This is a genomic window from Agromyces sp. NPDC058104, from assembly GCF_042884835.1.
In the GTDB taxonomy this organism is placed as follows: Bacteria; Actinomycetota; Actinomycetes; order Actinomycetales; family Microbacteriaceae; genus Agromyces.
The window spans coordinates 731336-747133 of record NZ_JBHVTD010000002.1 but is presented as its reverse complement, the minus strand read 5'-3'; the positions used below and the strand labels follow the sequence as shown (position 1 = coordinate 747133).

General features: G+C 73.6%; 11 protein-coding genes. 3 read left to right on the top strand and 8 right to left on the bottom strand.

The window, feature by feature from the left end:
• Positions 1 to 5: 5 nt before the first annotated feature.
• From ACFVTH_RS11385 to ACFVTH_RS11375, 3 genes are read right to left on the bottom strand one after another with little or no spacing between them, the layout of a single operon-like run.
• Positions 6 to 2195 (bottom strand): 3-hydroxyacyl-CoA dehydrogenase NAD-binding domain-containing protein, encoded by a 2190-nt coding sequence (locus ACFVTH_RS11385; RefSeq protein WP_387090624.1) that lies wholly within the window; start codon positions 2193 to 2195, stop codon positions 6 to 8.
• Positions 2196 to 2236: 41 nt separating this feature from the next.
• Positions 2237 to 3445, bottom strand: coding sequence for an acetyl-CoA C-acetyltransferase (locus ACFVTH_RS11380; protein WP_387090621.1), 1209 nt, complete (start codon positions 3443 to 3445; stop codon positions 2237 to 2239).
• Between the two features lie 11 nt (positions 3446 to 3456).
• Positions 3457 to 4632, bottom strand: coding sequence for an acyl-CoA dehydrogenase family protein (locus ACFVTH_RS11375; protein ID WP_387090618.1), 1176 nt, complete (start codon positions 4630 to 4632; stop codon positions 3457 to 3459).
• A 215-nt stretch (positions 4633 to 4847) separates the two neighbouring features.
• On the opposite strand from ACFVTH_RS11375, the gene ACFVTH_RS11370 reads away from it, so the two are divergent.
• Positions 4848 to 6170, top strand: a complete 1323-nt coding sequence (locus ACFVTH_RS11370; protein ID WP_387090615.1) for an acyl-CoA dehydrogenase family protein — start codon at positions 4848 to 4850, stop codon at positions 6168 to 6170.
• On the top strand, positions 6154 to 6948 hold the full coding sequence (locus ACFVTH_RS11365; RefSeq protein WP_387090612.1) for an SDR family NAD(P)-dependent oxidoreductase: 795 nt from the start codon (positions 6154 to 6156) through the stop codon (positions 6946 to 6948). Before ACFVTH_RS11370 ends, ACFVTH_RS11365 begins: the two co-directional genes overlap by 17 nt.
• A gap of 89 nt (positions 6949 to 7037) precedes the next feature.
• On the opposite strand, the gene ACFVTH_RS11360 is transcribed toward ACFVTH_RS11365, so the two are convergent.
• Together ACFVTH_RS11360 and ACFVTH_RS11355 are read right to left on the bottom strand one after the other, a co-directional pair.
• Positions 7038 to 8729, bottom strand: a complete 1692-nt coding sequence (locus ACFVTH_RS11360) for an alcohol dehydrogenase catalytic domain-containing protein (RefSeq protein ID WP_387090609.1) — start codon at positions 8727 to 8729, stop codon at positions 7038 to 7040.
• Entirely contained in the window at positions 8726 to 10300 is a 1575-nt protein-coding gene (locus ACFVTH_RS11355) for a long-chain-fatty-acid--CoA ligase (RefSeq protein ID WP_387090607.1), read from the bottom strand. The genes ACFVTH_RS11360 and ACFVTH_RS11355 overlap by 4 nt, the downstream gene beginning before the upstream one ends.
• 148 nt (positions 10301 to 10448) lie before the next feature.
• Here ACFVTH_RS11355 and ACFVTH_RS11350 point away from each other — a divergent pair, with 148 nt between their 5' ends.
• Entirely contained in the window at positions 10449 to 11747 is a 1299-nt protein-coding gene (locus tag ACFVTH_RS11350) for a TetR/AcrR family transcriptional regulator (protein ID WP_387090604.1), read from the top strand.
• A gap of 41 nt (positions 11748 to 11788) precedes the next feature.
• On the opposite strand, the gene ACFVTH_RS11345 is transcribed toward ACFVTH_RS11350, so the two are convergent.
• From ACFVTH_RS11345 to ACFVTH_RS11335, 3 genes are read right to left on the bottom strand one after another with little or no spacing between them, the layout of a single operon-like run.
• The gene (locus tag ACFVTH_RS11345) at positions 11789 to 13297 is read right to left on the bottom strand and encodes an aldehyde dehydrogenase family protein (protein WP_387090602.1); all 1509 of its coding nucleotides are present in this window, start codon (positions 13295 to 13297) and stop codon (positions 11789 to 11791) included.
• Positions 13298 to 13351: 54 nt separating this feature from the next.
• Positions 13352 to 14479, bottom strand: coding sequence for a phosphotransferase family protein (locus ACFVTH_RS11340; RefSeq protein ID WP_387090599.1), 1128 nt, complete (start codon positions 14477 to 14479; stop codon positions 13352 to 13354).
• Positions 14476 to 15711, bottom strand: a complete 1236-nt coding sequence (locus ACFVTH_RS11335) for a CaiB/BaiF CoA transferase family protein (RefSeq protein ID WP_387090596.1) — start codon at positions 15709 to 15711, stop codon at positions 14476 to 14478. The genes ACFVTH_RS11340 and ACFVTH_RS11335 overlap by 4 nt, the downstream gene beginning before the upstream one ends.
• Positions 15712 to 15798: the final 87 nt, after the last annotated feature.

Sequence of the window (15798 nt, the reverse complement as noted above, 5' to 3'; positions counted from 1 at the left end):
ATCTCCTACTCGTAGGTCTCGCCGGCAGCGACGCGCTCGACGAGCGACGCCGGGGGCAGGAAGCGGTCGCCGTACGTCGCCGCGAGCTCCCGCGCCCGCTCGACGAAGCCCTGGAGGCCGCCCTCGTACTGGTTGACGTACTGCAGCACGCCGCCCGTCCACGCCGGGAACCCGATGCCGTAGATCGAGCCGATGTTGGCGTCGGCGACGCTCGTGAGCACGCCGTCGTCGAGACAGCGGATCGCGTCGATCGCCTCGGCGAAGAGCATGCGCTCCTGCAGGTCGACGAGCGGCAGCTCGGTGCGACCCGAGCCGAAGCGCTCGCGCAGCCCGGGCCAGATGCCGAGGCGCCGGCCGTCGGCGTCGTAGTCGTAGAAGCCGCGTCCGGCCTTGCGGCCGGTGCGCCCCTCGACGTCGATCATCCAGTCGACGACGGCGTGCGAGGCGTGCTCGGTCCACTCGCCGCCCTCGGCGAGGACGGCCGCCTGCGTCTCGCGACGGATCTTCTGCGTGAGCGAGAGGGTGAGCTCGTCGAGCAGCTGCAGCGCCCCGGCCGGGTAGCCGGCCTGGAGGGCGGCCTGCTCGATCGACGCGGGCTCGACCCCCTCGCCGACGGCGGCGACGGCCTCGGCGATGAACTCGCCGATCACGCGCGAGGTGAAGAAGCCGCGGGCGTCGTTCACGACGATCGGCGTCTTGCGGATCTGCTGCACGAAGTCGAAGGTCTTCGCGAGCACCTCGTCGCTCGTGCGCTCGCCGCGCACGATCTCGACGAGCGGCATCTTGTCGACGGGCGAGAAGAAGTGGATGCCGATGAAGTCGTCGCTGCGATCGACGCCCTCGGCGAGCAGCGAGATCGGCAGCGTCGAGGTGTTCGAGCCGAGCACGGCATCGGGTTCGACGACGTGCTGGATCTCGTGGAACACGCCCTGCTTGACGGGCACCGACTCGAACACGGCCTCGATCACGAAGTCGACGCCCGCGAAGTCGGCCGCGTCGCCGGTCGGCGTGATGCGGGCGAGCAGTTCGGCCGAGCGCTCGGGCGTGGTCTTCCCGCGGGCGAGCGCACGCTCCTCGAGCCCGCGCGAGTAGTCCTTGCCGCGCTCGGCGGCGTCGGTCGAGACGTCCTTCAGCACCACCTCGATGCCCGCCCTGGCGGAGACGTACGCGATCGCCGCGCCCATCATGCCGGCGCCGATGACGCCGACCTTGCGGGCCGTGTGCTTCGGGAACCCGTCGGGGCGGCTGCCGCCCGCGTTGATGTGCTGGAGGTCGAAGAAGAAGGCCTTGATCATGTTCTTCGCGACCTGCGTGTGGGTGAGCGAGACGAGGTAGCGGGTCTCGATCTTCGAGGCGGTCTCGAAGTCGACGTGGGCGCCCTCGACCGCGGCGGCCATCGCGGCGCGCGGCGCGGGCATGGGCGAGCCCTTGAGCTGCTTGCGCAGCAGCGCGGGCATCGCGGGCAGCATGGATGCCACGGAGGGCGAGGTCGGCGCACCGCCCGGGAGCGCGAAGCCGGGCTCGTCCCACGGCTTCGCCGCCGTCGGGTGCTCGGCGATCCACGCCTTCGCGGCCGGCACGAGCTCGGCCTCGGACGCGACCAGCTCGTCGACGATGCCGACGGCCAGCGCATCGCGGGGGCCGAACTTCGTGCCGGGCAGGATCACCTCGGCGAGCGCCCGCTGAAGCCCCAGCATGCGCACGAGTCGGGTGATGCCGCCGCCGCCGGGCAGCAGGCCGAGGGTCACCTCGGGCACGCCGAACTGCGCGCCCTTCGCGTCGACCGCGATGCGTCGGTGGCAGGCGAGGGCGACCTCGAGACCGCCGCCGAGCGCGGTGCCGTTCATGGCCGCGACCACGGGCCGGCCGAGCAGCTCGAGGCGCCGCATGTCGTGCTTCACCGCGTCGATGTGGGCGGTCTCGGCCGCCGAGTTCGCCGGGTCGGCCGCGCGCAGCAGGTTGAGGTCGCCGCCGGCGAACCAGCTGCGCTTGGCCGAGACGAGGATCACCCCGGTGATGCCCTCGCGCTCGGCCTCGAGCCGGTCGACGGTCGCGCGCAGCGAGGCGACGAAATGCGCGTTCATGGTGTTGACGACGCTGTCGGGGTCGTCGAGGGTGATGACGACGATGCCGTCGTCGTGCTGCTGCCAGGCGTAGCCCTCGGCCACGCGCACGTCCTCGATGGTGCTGGTCATGGATGCCTCTTCTCAGTTCGTTCCGCGGGGGTGCGCGGCGGTCAGACCCGCTCGATGACGGTCGCGATGCCCATGCCGGCGCCGACGCAGAGCGTCGCCAGCCCGCGCCGGAGGTCTCGGCGCTCGAGCTCGTCGAGCAGGGTGCCGAGGATCATCGCACCGGTGGCGCCGAGGGGGTGCCCCATGGCGATCGCGCCGCCGTTGACGTTGACCTTCTCGTGCGGGATGTCGAGGTCGCCCATCCAGCGCATGACGACGGCCGCGAAGGCCTCGTTGAGCTCGAAGAGGTCGATGTCGTCGACGGTGAGCCCGGCCCGGTCGAGCACCTTGCGCGTCGCGGGGGTCGGGCCGGTGAGCATGATCGTCGGCTCGGAGCCCGTGACGGCCGTCGCGACGATGCGGGCGCGCGGGGCCAGGCCGAAGCGCTCGCCGACCTCGCGGCTGCCGACGACGACGAGGGCGGCGCCGTCGACGATGCCCGAGGAGTTGCCGGCCGTGTGCACGTGCGCGACGCGCTCGAGGGCGTGGTACTTCTGCAGGGCGACCGCGTCGAAGCCGGCGTTCTCGCCGAGGGCGGCGAACGAGGCCGGCAGCTCGCCGAGGGTCGCGGTGGTCGTGCCGGGGCGGCGGTGCTCGTCGGTGGCGAGCAGGGTGACGCCGTTCCGGTCGCGCACCGGCACGACCGAGCGGTCGAACCAGCCGTTGCTCCAGGCCTGTTCGGCGCGGCGCTGCGACTCGGCCGCGTAGGCGTCGACGTCGTCGCGGGAGAATCCGTCGATCGTCGCGATGAGGTCGGCGCCGATGCCCTGCGGCACGAAGTGGAGGTCGTAGTTCGTCGTCGGGTCCTGCGCGTAGGCGCCCCCGTCGGAGCCGATCGGCACCCGCGACATCGACTCGACGCCGCCCGCGATCACCAGGTCCTCGAAGCCCGAGGCGACCTTCTGCGCGGCGACGTTGACCGCCTCGAGGCCCGAGGCGCAGAAGCGGTTGAGCTGCACGCCCGCGACGGTCTCGGGGAGGCCCGCGACGAGCGCGGCGGTGCGGGCGATGTCGCCTCCCTGCTCGCCGACCGGCGAGACGACCCCGAGCACGAGATCGTCGATGGCGGCCGGATCGAGGCCGGGGTTGCGCTCGATCACGGCGTCGATGAGGCCGACGACGAGGTCGACCGGCTTGGTGCCGCGGAGCGCGCCGCCCCGGTTCCTGCCGCGCGGCGTACGCACCGCGTCGTAGATGTATGCCTCGCCCATGCGATGCCCCCTCAGAGTCCCAGGCCTCGGCCGACGATCTGCTTCATGATCTCGGTCGTGCCGCCGTAAATGGTCGTGATGCGCGCGTCCTCGTAGTCGCGCGCGATGCGGTACTCGCGCATGTAGCCGTACCCGCCGTGCAGCTGCAGGCAGCGGCCCACGACCTGCACGTACTGCTCGGTCGTCCAGAACTTCGCCGCTGCGGCATCCTCGGCCGAGAGCTCGCCGTTCGCGTGGCGCACGATGCACTGGTCGATGTACGCCCGGCTCACCTGCACGGCCGTGTGCATCTCGGCGAGCTCGAAGCGGGTGTTCTGGAACGAGCCGATCGAGGTGCCGAACGCCCGGCGCTCCTTCACGTAGGCGAGCGTGCGCTCGACGACGCCCTCGCTCGAGGCGACGGCGGCGGCCGCGATCGAGAGCCGCTCCTGCGGCAGGTTGCGCATCAGGCCGAGGAAGCCCTGCCCCTCGGCGCCGAGCAGGTTCGCGACGGGCACCCGCACGTCGACGAAGACGAGCTCGGAGGTGTCCTGCGCGTGCAGCCCGATCTTCTCGAGGTTGCGGCCTCGCGAGAAGCCCGGCAGCTCGGTCGGGATCACGAGGAGGCTCAGCCCCTGGTGCGGGTCGTCGCTCGTGCGGACGGCGGTGACGACGAGGTCGGCGTTCTGCCCGTTCGAGATGAAGATCTTCGTGCCGTTGACGACGTAGTCGTCGCCGTCGCGCACCGCGGAGGTGCGGATGCCGGCGAGGTCGCTGCCGGTGCCCGGCTCGGTCATCGCCACGGCCGTGACGAGCTCGCCCGCCGCGATGCCGGGCAGCCAGCGCGCCCTCTGCTCGTCGTTCGTGAGCTCGAGGAAGTACGGGATCACGATGTCGTTCGACAGGGCGATGCCCGCCATCCCGCTCGTCACGGGGTTGCGGGCGAGCTCCTCGCCCATGACCGCGTTGAAGCGGAAGTCGTCGGTGCCGCCCCCGCCGTACTCCTCGGGGATGGTGAAGCCGAGCAGTCCCGCCTCGGCGGCCCTCGTGAAGAGTTCGCGGTCGACCCGGCCCTCGGCCTCCCATCGATCGGCGTGGGGTGCCGCGTGGGTGTCGACGAACTCCCTCACGAGCGCGCGGAACTGCTCGTGCTCCTCGTCGTAGACGGTGCGGACCCGGTCCGCCGCGGCGAGCGTCGTCTGGGGCATGTGCTCGATCTCCCTCGATCATCGGGGTCGACGCCCCGGCCTGCGACGACTCTACGACGAACGCCGAGCATTTTCTATATTGGATTAGAAAATCTTCGTCGCACGCCTTGCCCTTCCGCCCGGGCTCTCGCAGAATCGGGTCACGGGGTTTTCGAATCCCGATGCGAAGACGAGGTCGCCGCGGCCTCGACCGCCGAGCCGACGCGAGGATGCGAGTGCACGAGACCGAACCGACCACCGAGGCGCTCGTGCGCCGCGTGCGCGACTTCGTGCGCGACGAGGTCATCCCCGTCGAGCTCGCCGAGCACGGCGTGCTGCACCGGGCCCACGACGGGTCGGGCCGCGCGGGCGGCGGAGGCACCGGCGACGGCGAGCGCCGCGGCGCCATCGACCCCGGCGAGCGCGCGCTCCGCCGCGAGCTGCAGGCGGCCGCGCGCGCGGCGGGCCTGCTCGTGCCGCAACTGCCACTCGCCTGGGGCGGCCGCGGGCTCGGGCACCTCGAGCGCGCCGCGGTCTTCGAAGCCGCGGGGTACTCGCTCTTCGGCCCGATCGCCCTCAACATCGCCGCCCCCGACGAGGGCAACATGCACCTCCTCCTCGAGGCGGCCTCCGACGAGCAGCGCGAACGCTGGCTCCGCCCGCTCGCCGCCGGCGACCTCCACTCGGCCTTCGCCATGACCGAGCCGCCGCCCGGCGCGGGCAGCGACCCGAGAGCGCTCGCGACGCGCGCCGAGCGCGTCGCCGGCGGCTGGCGCATCACCGGCGAGAAGTGGTTCATCACGGGGGCCCGCGGGGCGGGGCTCGTCATCTGCCTCGCGCGCACCTCGGGCGAGCCCGGCGACGCGGGGGGCGCGACCATGTTCCTCGTCGCAGGCGGCACGCCGGGCATGACCGTCGTGCGCGACGTGCGCACGCTCGACGCGGGCCTCTACGGCGGCCACAGCGTCGTGCGATTCGACGGATGCCTCGTGCCCGACTCGGCCGTGCTCGGCGAGGTCGATCGGGGCTTCGAGGCCGCGCAGGTGCGCCTCGCCCCGGCACGCCTCACGCACTGCATGCGCTGGCTCGGCCTCGCGGCCCGCGCCCACGACCTCGCACTCGCGCACGTCGTCGACCGCCGTGCCTTCGGCTCGCCGATCGCCGACCTCGGCCTGGCCCAGCAGCACCTCGCCGACAACGAGATCGACCTCGCGGCGGCCCGGGCGCTCGTGCGCGAGACGGCGCGCGTGCTGGATGCCGCGGAGTCGCCCGCCGCGGTCGCCCCCGGCACCGGCGCCGACCTCGGCGCCGCCGACCCGGGCGCGGCATCCTCGATCGCGAAGACCTTCGTCGCGGAGGCGGTGGGACGCATCGTCGACCGGAGCATGCAGCTCGCCGGCGGCCAGGGCGTCTCCGAGGAGCTGCTGCTCGCGCGGTACTGGCGCGAGGTGCGCCCGTTCCGCATCTACGACGGATCCAGCGAGACGCATCGCTGGTCGATCGCGAAGCGCGCCGCGCGCCTCCACCGGAAGGGACTCCGCCATGACCTCGCCCGCTGACCACGCCGAAGCCGCCGCCGTGCCGCCGTCCGCCGCACCGGGCGGCCCGCAGCGAGCCGCGCTCGTGACCGGCGGCTCGCGCGGCATCGGGCTCGCGATCGCCGAACGGCTCGCCGCCGAGGGCTTCTCGCTCACGATCGCCGCGCGCTCGCGCCAGACGCTCGACGCGGCAGCCGGCGCGCTCGAGGCGAGCGGCGCGCACGTCGTCGCCGTGGAGGCCGACGCCGCCGACCCCGAGGCGATCGAACGGCTCGTCGCGCGCCACGAAGCGGCCTGGGGCAGACTCGACGCACTCGTGCTCAACGCGGGCATGGGCTTCGCGAGCCCGATCGCCGAGACGCCGCTGCGCCGCGTCGACAAGCACTACGCGCTGAACCTGCGCGGCACCTTCGCGATGGTCGCGGCCGCGCTCCCCCTGCTCAGGCGCACGGCGGTCGACGAACCCCGCGGCACCCGGGTGATCGCGCTCGCCTCGCTCGCCGGGCTCATGGCCGAGCCGGATCTCGCGGCCTACAGTGCGACGAAGGCCGCCGTGGTCTCGCTCTGCGAGTCGATCTGCCTGGAAGAGGCGGCGACCGGCGTCAGCGCCACCGCCCTCTGCCCGGGCTACGTCGACACCGACATGGCGGCGTGGAAGCACGACGAGATCGCCCCGGCCGACATGATCCGGGCGGCCGACCTCGCCGAGCTCGCGGTCTCGCTCACCCGCCTCTCCCGCAACGCCGCCGTGCCGTCGATCGCGGTGCACCGGGCCCAGGGCGGACTCCGGGGGGCGTGAGGCCGCGAGGGCCGTCGCCCCGCGCGTGAGCCGAGCGCGGGCTCGCGGCGCGGTCGCGCGGGGCGACCGTCACCATCGCGCACGCGACGCTACGGTTCGCGGGCCTCGGCACGCACCTCGCGGTCGGCGACCCGCTCGAGCACGAAGTAGTAGGCGCGCCCGTCGTCGAGCGCGTGGCGGCCGGTCATCACCCCGAGCACGGCTCCGGGGCCGATCCGCACGAACAGATCTACGATCGGCTGGCCGTCGTAGCCCATCGCGGCCGTCGACAGCCCGTCGTGCTCCGCTCGCGAGAGACTCGCCCCGCCGCGCGCGAGCGCCGCATCGACGACGAGCGCGCCGTCGTCGGTCTCGCACACGATCGGCGCCACGTCGTCGGCGGAACGGAAGAGCTTTCCGTACCAGCGGCTGCGCACGAGCATGCGGTGGGCGGCGTGATCGTCGCTCAGACCGCTGCCCCGCCAGAGGCCGCGCAGCTCGGCCGGGTCGACGGCGGGCAGGGAGCGCCAGATCCGGGGCAGGTCGTCGGCGGCGACCCGGCCCGCGAGGAGGTCGGCGAGCAGTTCGCCCGTCCGGGACCGCGTCGCCGACCGGGCGGGTTCGCGGGCGCCGTCGCGGTCGTCGATCGCAGAGCCGACCGGCGCGGAGCCGAACCTCTCGGAACGCGTCGTCTCGGAGTCGACGGCCGCGGACCCCATGCCGCCGGGCATCTCGAGCACCGGCTTGATGACGCGTCCGTCGCGGGCGTCGGCGACCGCCGTCTCGACGTCGTCGAAGGCGTAGAGGGTGATGAGCCGCTCGACGGGCAACCGCCCCGCCCGCCACAGCGCCGCGAGCATCGGCACGTCGCGGGCGACCTCGGCGTCGCCCTCGATCACCCCGGTGAGCGTGCGGCCCCAGAGCAGCCGGGTCTGCGAGACCGCGATGCGGTTGGACCCCGGCTTCAGGGCGACCGTCGCGACGACGCCGCGCGGCGCGAGCGCCGTCAGCGCGGCGTCGATCGCCGGCTCGGACCCGACGGTGTCGAGCGCGTGCGTGAACGGCGGGGCGCCGGCGAGCGCCGCAGCGAGGTCGCCGGGCGCGAGGGCCGCGCTCGCCCCGAGCTCGAGCGCGAGCGCGCGGCGCTCGGCGAGCGGGTCGCTCACGACGATGCGTGCGACGCCGCGGTGCGCCGCGGCCATGACGGCGGCGAGCCCCGTCGTTCCCGCCCCGATCACGAGGAGTCCGTCGTCGGGGCCGGGGCGCAGCACGTTGAACACCGCTCCTGCTCCCGTGAGCACGCCGCAGCCGAGCGTCGCGGCGACCGGCCACGGGACGTCCTCGCCGATCGCGACCGCGCTGCCCTCGTCGACGACGACGTGCGTGGCCCAGGCGGACTGGCCCATCCACCCGGTCGTCACCGGCTCGCCGGCGGCACCGGCCGCCCCCGGCCGGGCCGCGTAGTTGAGCGCGGCGAAGCGGTCGCAGTAGGCGGGGTGGCCGTCGCGGCAGGCGTCGCAGTCGCCGCACGAGGCGAATCCGAGCGCGACATGGTCGCCGGGCGCGAAGGCGGTGACCGAACGGCCGACGGCCTCGACGACCCCGGCGCCCTCGTGCCCGAACACCGCGGGGAACCGGTCGCCCGCCCCGCCGTCGATGCCGAACAGGTCGGTCGGGCAGACGCCCGAGGCCCTCACGCGCACGACGATCTCGTGCTCGCCCGGCGCCGCGAGCGACACCTCGGCGAGCGCGGGCCCGCCGCCCGCCTCGCGCACGAGCGCCGCCACCGCCACCGTCGTCACGCCGGGGTGAGTTCGCGATCGGCCGCCCGCAGCGCGACCTTGTTCACCTTGCCGCCCGCGTTGCGCGGCAGCACCTCGAGCACGACGACGTGCTTGGGCTGCTTGAACCGGGCCAGCCGGTCGGCGAGGAACCCGGCCAGGCTCTCCGCGGTGACCTGCGCGCCCGGCGCGACCACGAGCGCGGCGACCGGCACCTCGCCCCAGCGCTCGTCGGCGCGACCGTACACGGCGACGTCGAGGATCTCGGGGTGTGCGGCCAGCACGTTCTCGACCTCGGCGCAGTACACGTTCTCACCGCCCGAGATGATCATGTCCTTCTTGCGGTCGACGACCCAGACGAAGCCCTCGTCGTCCTGCCGCACGAGGTCGCCCGAGTGGAACCAGCCGCCCTCGAAGGCCTCGGCGGTCTCGACGGGCTTGCGCCAGTACCCCTTCATCATCGTCGGGCCGCGGTAGACGATCTCGCCGACCTCGCCGATCGCCACGTCGTTCATCTCGTCGTCGACGACGCGGGACTGGATCGTGGGGATCGGCCGGCCCACCGAGCCGAGCTTGCGCAACGAGTCGGGCCCGCGCAGCACGCAGGTGATCGGCGACATCTCGGTCTGTCCGAAGACGGCCACGTTCATCGCGTTCGGGAAGCACTCCTCCATCTGGCGCAGCAGCGTGTCGGAGGCGGGGGCGGCGCCCCAGCTGATGATGCGGAGGGCGAGGTCGCGTTCGCGGATGCCGGGCAGCGCGCAGATCGCCTGCCACTGCTGGGGGACGTTGAACACGATGGTCGCCCGCTCGGCCTCCCAGGCGTCGACGATCGCGGCAGGGTCGAACGCGCCGAGCGGGTGGATGACGGTCGGGATGCCGACGATGAAGTTCGGCGCGATCGAGCCGAGCCCGGCGATGTGGAAGAGCGGCGCGGTCATGAACGAGATGTCGCTCTCGTCGACCAGGGCGTTCGCGCGGATGCAGGTGAGCGCCTGCGCGGCGAGGTTGAGGTGGTCGAGCATCGCCCCCTTCGGGCGCCCCGTCGTGCCCGAGGTGTACATGATGAGCGCCGTCGCGTCCTCGGCGACGTCGGGCGCCTCGAAGCCGTCGAGCGGCTCGGCGATGAGCTCGGGCACCGACTCCTGGCCGTCACCGGACTCGCCGAGCACGAGCACGCGGGTGAGGCGCTGCGTGAGGCCCGAGACGACGCCGACGAGCGGCGCGAGCGGCGCGTCGACGATGATGACCGAGGCGTCGGCGTCGTCGACGATGTAGGCGATCTCGGGCGGCGTCAGTCGCACGTTGATCGGCACGGCGATCGCGCCGAGGGTGTTGACGGCGAAGACCGCCTCGACGACCTCGGGGCTGTTGAGGGTGAGCAGCAGCACCCGGTCGCCTTCGGCGACGCCGCGGCGGCGGAGTGCGGCCGCGAGGTGCGTGACGCGCTCGTGCACCTCGCGCCAGCTCGTCGTGCGGCCGAGGTACTTGAAGGCGGTCGCCTCGGGCCGGTTGGCCGCGTGGGTCGCGACCTGCGCCATCCAGTGGTTGCGGCGGACGGCCGGCGGGATGCTCTGGGCGGCGGTGCTCATGTCGGGGGTCCCTTTCGTACGTCGCTGTACGTCCGCCGGTCGGGTCGGCGGGCGAGGTGAAGCCAGTATGCAACGCACGGCGCAGGATGTCACGCTTTTTGTTAATCGCGATTCACCTATCTCGGATCGCCTGCGCTAGCCTGAGGCGATGAGTGCGATCGAAGCGACCACCGTGCCCGGCCGCACCAGGCCGAAGGACCGGCGGCAGAAGATCGCGATGGCGGCCGCCGAGGCGTTCTCCGAGCGCGGCTACCACCAGGTGAGCATGGGCGAGGTCGCCGCGGCCGTGGGCATCTCGGCGCCCGCGCTCTACCGGCACTTCCCCAACAAGTACGCCCTCTTCGTCGACGCGGCCGAACGCCTCGCGCACGGGCTCCTCGACGCGACCGAGGGCCTCGACGCGGCATCCGTCGGCGGCGGGGCATCCGATCTCGACGACCGCGGCCCGGCGGCCGACGCGACCGACGAGCTCGACGAGGCGCGCGCCCGCTTCGACGAGATCGTCGCGGCGGTCACGGCGGTGACCATCGAGAACCGCCGCACCGGCGGCCTGTACCGCTGGGAGGGGCGCTACCTCGAGCCCGACGACCGTTCCCGCATCCGCGGCGACTTCGTCGAGCTCACCGCCCGGGTCGCGCGGGCGCTCGAGCCGATGCGCCGCGCAGCGGGGCGGCCCGTGTCGCACGACGACGGCATGCTGCTCGCCGCCGGGGTGCTCAGCGTCGTGGCGAGCATCACCGCCCACCACACGAGCCTTCCCCGGCGACCGCTCGCCGAGCTGCTGCTGACCACCTCGCACGACGTCGCCGACACCGCGCTGCCCGCGCGCGTCGACGCCCCCGCGGCCGACCCGGCCGGGCTGCCGAGCACGTCCAAGCGCGAGCTCATCATCCGCGAGGCGCTCGTGCTCTTCCACCGTCGCGGCTATCACGACACCGGTATCGAAGACCTGAGCGCCGCCGTCGGCCTCACGACCTCGGGCTTCTACCGGCACTTCGCGAGCAAGTCCGACCTGCTGCTCGAGGCGTGCCTGCGAGCGAGCGAGCGCCTCGTCGCCACCACCGCCGACGCCCTCGGGCGCTCCGACTCCCCCGCGATCGGGCTCGACCGGCTCGTCGACGCGTACGTCGCCCACAGCTTCACGAACCACGACCTCATGAGCGTGTACTTCTCCGACGCCGGAGCACTGCCGCTCGCCGAACAGGAGCGGCTGCGCACGCTGCAGCGCAACCACGTCGACGAGTGGACGGCACTGCTGCGGGCGGTGCGCCCCGAGCTCTCGGCCGCCGAGGCGCGGTTCCGCGTGCACGCGGGGCTCAACGTGGTCGTCGACATCGGGCGGCTGCTGCACTTCGCGCCGTCGGACTCGAATCGCGCGGTGGTGTCGGCCCTCGTGCGCTCGGCGCTCGGGGTCGGCCCGACCTACGAGCCGGCCCCGAGCTCCTGACCGCGCGGCCGCGCCGGCCGTGCCGGCCGCGGCTCAGCGGCTCAGCGCTTGCCGCGCCGCCCGTGCATCATGCGCAGCATGCGCTCGGCGAGGTGCATGTCCTTCGCGGAGCGCTCCATGGTGAGCAGGTCGAGCATCGGCTTCATGGTCTGCACCGCGACCGACTTCACCACGCTGAACTCGCGCAGGCCGTCGGCGCCGTGGATGCGCCCGAAGCCCGATTCGCCGCGGCCGCCGAACGGCAGCCCGGGGATTCCGGCGAAGCCGAGCACCGAGTTGACCGTCACCGCGCCGGTGCGGAGCCGCTCGGCGAGCGCGCGTCCCTTGCGCAGGTCCTTCGTGAAGATCGAGGCGCCGAGGCCGTAGTCGGTGGCGTTCGCGCGGGCGACCGCCTCGTCGAGGTCGCGCACCGCGTTCACGACGAGCACCGGCCCGAAGGTCTCCTCGGTGACGACGGCGCAGTCCTCGGGGACGTCGCGCAGCACGATCGGCTGCACGTAGCCGCCCGCGATCGACTCGCGTCCGCCGACGACGGCGACCGCGCCGCGATCGAGCGCCTCGCCGACGTGCCGGGCCACGATCTCGGACTGGCGCGCGAGCGTCATCGGTCCGTAGCTGTCGGATGCCTCGGGCCCGGGGTGCAGCTTCCCGACCGCCGCGGCGAGCTTCACGACGAAGGCCTCGGCGACCCCCTCCTCGACGTAGACGCGCTCGACGCCGGCGCAGGTCTGGCCGGCGTTGCCCATGCCGCCGAACACGGCGAACCCGGCCGCGGCGTCGAGGTCGGCGTCGGCCGCGACGATCATCGCGTCCTTGCCGCCGCCCTCGATCACGACGGGGGTGAGCCGCTCGGCAGCGGCGGCCATCACCCGCTTGGCCGTCGCGGCCGATCCGGTGAACGCGACCTTGTCGACGCCCGCGGCGACGAGCGCGGCGCCGGTCGTCGCGCCGTCGCCGACGACGACGCCGAAGACGGCGTGGCCGGGCACCGCGCGGTTCCAGGCCGCCTCGATCCACTTGGCAGTCGCCGGTGCGAGCTCGCTCGGCTTGAAGACGATGGCGTTGCCCGCGGCGAGCGCGTACGAGATCGAGCCCATGGGCGTGTAGAAGGGGTAGTTCCACGGGCCGATGACGCCGACCACGCCGTAGGGCTCGTAGCCGACGCTGGCCGACTGGTTGTAGCTCGCGAGCCCCGACGCGACCTTGCGGCGCTTGAGCACCTTGCCGGCGTGCTTCGAGGCCCAATCGAGGTGGGTGAGCGTGAGCACGACCTCGAGGAGCGCGTCGCCCTCGGGCTTGCCGGTCTCCTGCGAGATGACCGCGGCGAGCTCGCGCGCGCCCTCGGCGATCTCGGTCTTCCACGCCTGCAGGTGCTTGCGGCGGCCGGCGAAGCCCTGGGCGCGCCACCACTCGGCGGCGCCCCGCGCATCGGCGATCGCGGCGTCGACCTGCGCCGGGCCGTCGATGGGCCAACTGCCGACCGGCGACCCGTCGCGGGGGTCGGTCGAGACGAGTTGCGAATCCGTGTGGTCGTCGGCGATGAGCGTCATGGCCGTCCCTTCCTCAGTGAATGAACTGGAGCCTGAAGTGAATGCGGGTTCACTCTAGGGTCTGGTGCGATCCGCCACAAGGGACGCCCCTCGGCCGGCCGTCGCGAGCTCCTCGGCGAGGGCGAGCAACTGGGGCACGCCGTGCTCGAGGCGGGGCGCGAAGTCGGTGTCGTCGGGCCGCTCGCCGGCGAGCCAGCGGGTGTAGATCGCCTCGCTGAACACCGCCGACTTCCAGAGCGCGAGCGACTGGTACCAGCGGATCGCGTCGAGGTCGGCGCCGGTCAGCTCGGCGTACCGCGCCGCAAGGCCGGCGCGGTCGGGGAACCCGTCGAGGCGGGTCACGGGCGAGAGCTCCATGGTGGTGCCGGGCGATCCCGGCTCGCTCCAGGTGGCGGTGAAGTAGCCCACGTCGGCGAGCGGGTCGCCGAGCGTCGCCATCTCCCAGTCGAGCACCGCCGACACCGCAGGCCGGGCGCCGGGGCCGAACATGAGGTTGCCGAGCCGGAAGTCGCCGTGTACGACGGCCGCGCGCGGGGTCGGCGGCACCCGCTCGGCGAGCAGCCGGGCCACGCCGTCGACCTCGGGGAGACGTCGGCGCGACACCTGCTCCCACAGCCCGCCGAAGCGGGCCAGCTGCCGCTCGAGATAGCCGTCGGGGCGGCCGAGCTCGGCGAGCGGCCCGGTCGCGACGTCGATCGCGTGCAGTCTCGCGAGCGCTTCGATCGCCGCCTCGGCGAGGGCCCGGCGCGACGCCGGCTCGTCGAACCGCGCCGGCAGCGTCTCGGTGATCACGTCACCCCGGAGGTACTCCATGACGTAGAAGGGCACCCCGAGCAGTCGCTCGTCGTCGCACACCGCGAGGATGCGCGGCACCGGGAACTCCGCGTCGCGGAGCATCCGCTGCACGCGCGCCTCGCGCAGCATGTCGTGCGCCGACCTCGGCAGCGGAGGACGCGGCCCGCGCCGCAGCACCAGCTCGGTCTCGCCGCGGCGCAGCAGGAAGGTCGCGTTCGACTGCCCCTCGCCCACGCGCGACCAGGCGATGGACCCCTCGCCGAGTCGCTGCTCGTCGAGATAGCTGGCGACGCGATCGAGCACGAGCAGCGGCGGTACGGCGAGCACGGATGCCTCGGCGTCGGTCGCGACGACGTCGCGCCCGTCGGGGTCGTGGCGCAGCGTCATCGGGCGGTCCTCTCGTCGGGGCGGCGCGCCGCCAGGCCATGCCACCGCGCGATCGCCTCGTCGAGGGAGCCCGCGAGGCGCGGCGGGAACGCGGGCGTCGCGGCACCCGAGCGGTCGAGGCGAGGCGCGGGCGCCGGCGCCTCGTGCCCGCCCCACGATCCGGTCCAGCCGCGTTCGACGAGGTGCGGATGTCGCGCGGCCTCGCCGAGATCGAGCACCGGCGTGACGCAGGCGTCGGTCCCGTCGAAGTGCGCGGCCCACTCGTCGCGGCTCCGGCCCGCGAAGGCGGCGGTGAGGGCCGAACGCAGCACGGGCCAGTTCGCGCGATCCTGCCGCTCGCGCTCGTCGAGTCTCGCGGCGGCCGGATCGAGCGCGTCGCCGAGCCCGTCGACGAGCGCCGCGTAGAACGCCGGCTCGAGGGCGGCGACCGCGACGTGGCCCCCGTCGGCGCAGGCGTAGACGTCGTAGAACGGCGCGCCGCCGTCGATGAGGTTGGCGGAGCGCTCGTCGCGCCAGGCCCCCGCGCCGAGCATCGCCCGGTGCACGTGCCCGAGCTGTCCGACGCCGTCGACCATCGCGGCGTCGACGACCTGACCGCGCCCCGAGACCCCGCGTTCGACGAGCGCGGCGAGCACGCCCGCGACGAGGAACATCGCGCCGCCGCCGTAGTCGGCGACGAGGTTGAGCGGCACCGACGGCCGATCGGCCTGGCCGATGGCGTGCAGCATGCCGGTGATCGAGAGGTAGTTGAGGTCGTGCCCGACGCGCCCGGCCCACGGCCCCTCCTGACCCCAGCCCGTCATGCGCCCGTAGACGAGGCGCGGGTTGCGGGCGGTGAGCTCATCGGGACCGAGCCCGAGCCGCTCCATGACGCCCGGGCGGAACCCCTCGACGAGCACGTCGGCACCGTCGACGAGGGCGCGCACCCGGTCGCACGCGCCCTCGTCCTTGAGGTCGGCGGCGACGATCGTGCGCGAACGCAGCGTGGTGTCGAACGGATCGATCGCGGGCGTCCCCTCGCCCGGCGACGGGCGGTCGATGCGCACGACGTCCGCGCCGAGGTCGGCGAGCAGCATGGCGGCGAAGGGGGCGGGACCGAGCCCCGCGAACTCGACGACGCGGATGCCCCGGAGCGGGCCCCGCGCGCCGGACTCGGGTGCGACGTCGGCGGCGGGAGCGGCAGCGGGCTCGGTCGCCTCGCCCGGCTCGGCCGTTCGGATGTCGGAATTCACGCGCTGACCACTCCCTCGGGATCAGGCCGGAGGCATCCACCGGCACGCCGCAATTCTGGCGACGTTCGCAAAAACCGTCAAGGCTGA

Excerpts from the sequence above, each read along its gene's own strand:
- ACFVTH_RS11385 (WP_387090624.1), bottom strand. The coding sequence starts at position 2,195 with ATGACCAGCACCATCGAGGACGTGCGCGTGGCCGAGGGCTACGCCTGG.
- ACFVTH_RS11380 (WP_387090621.1), bottom strand. The coding sequence starts at position 3,445 with ATGGGCGAGGCATACATCTACGACGCGGTGCGTACGCCGCGCGGCAGG.
- ACFVTH_RS11375 (WP_387090618.1), bottom strand. The coding sequence starts at position 4,632 with ATGCCCCAGACGACGCTCGCCGCGGCGGACCGGGTCCGCACCGTCTAC.
- ACFVTH_RS11365 (WP_387090612.1), top strand. The coding sequence starts at position 6,154 with ATGACCTCGCCCGCTGACCACGCCGAAGCCGCCGCCGTGCCGCCGTCC.
- ACFVTH_RS11355 (WP_387090607.1), bottom strand. The coding sequence starts at position 10,300 with ATGAGCACCGCCGCCCAGAGCATCCCGCCGGCCGTCCGCCGCAACCAC.
- ACFVTH_RS11350 (WP_387090604.1), top strand. The coding sequence starts at position 10,449 with ATGAGTGCGATCGAAGCGACCACCGTGCCCGGCCGCACCAGGCCGAAG.
- ACFVTH_RS11345 (WP_387090602.1), bottom strand. The coding sequence starts at position 13,297 with ATGACGCTCATCGCCGACGACCACACGGATTCGCAACTCGTCTCGACC.
- ACFVTH_RS11340 (WP_387090599.1), bottom strand. The coding sequence starts at position 14,479 with ATGACGCTGCGCCACGACCCCGACGGGCGCGACGTCGTCGCGACCGAC.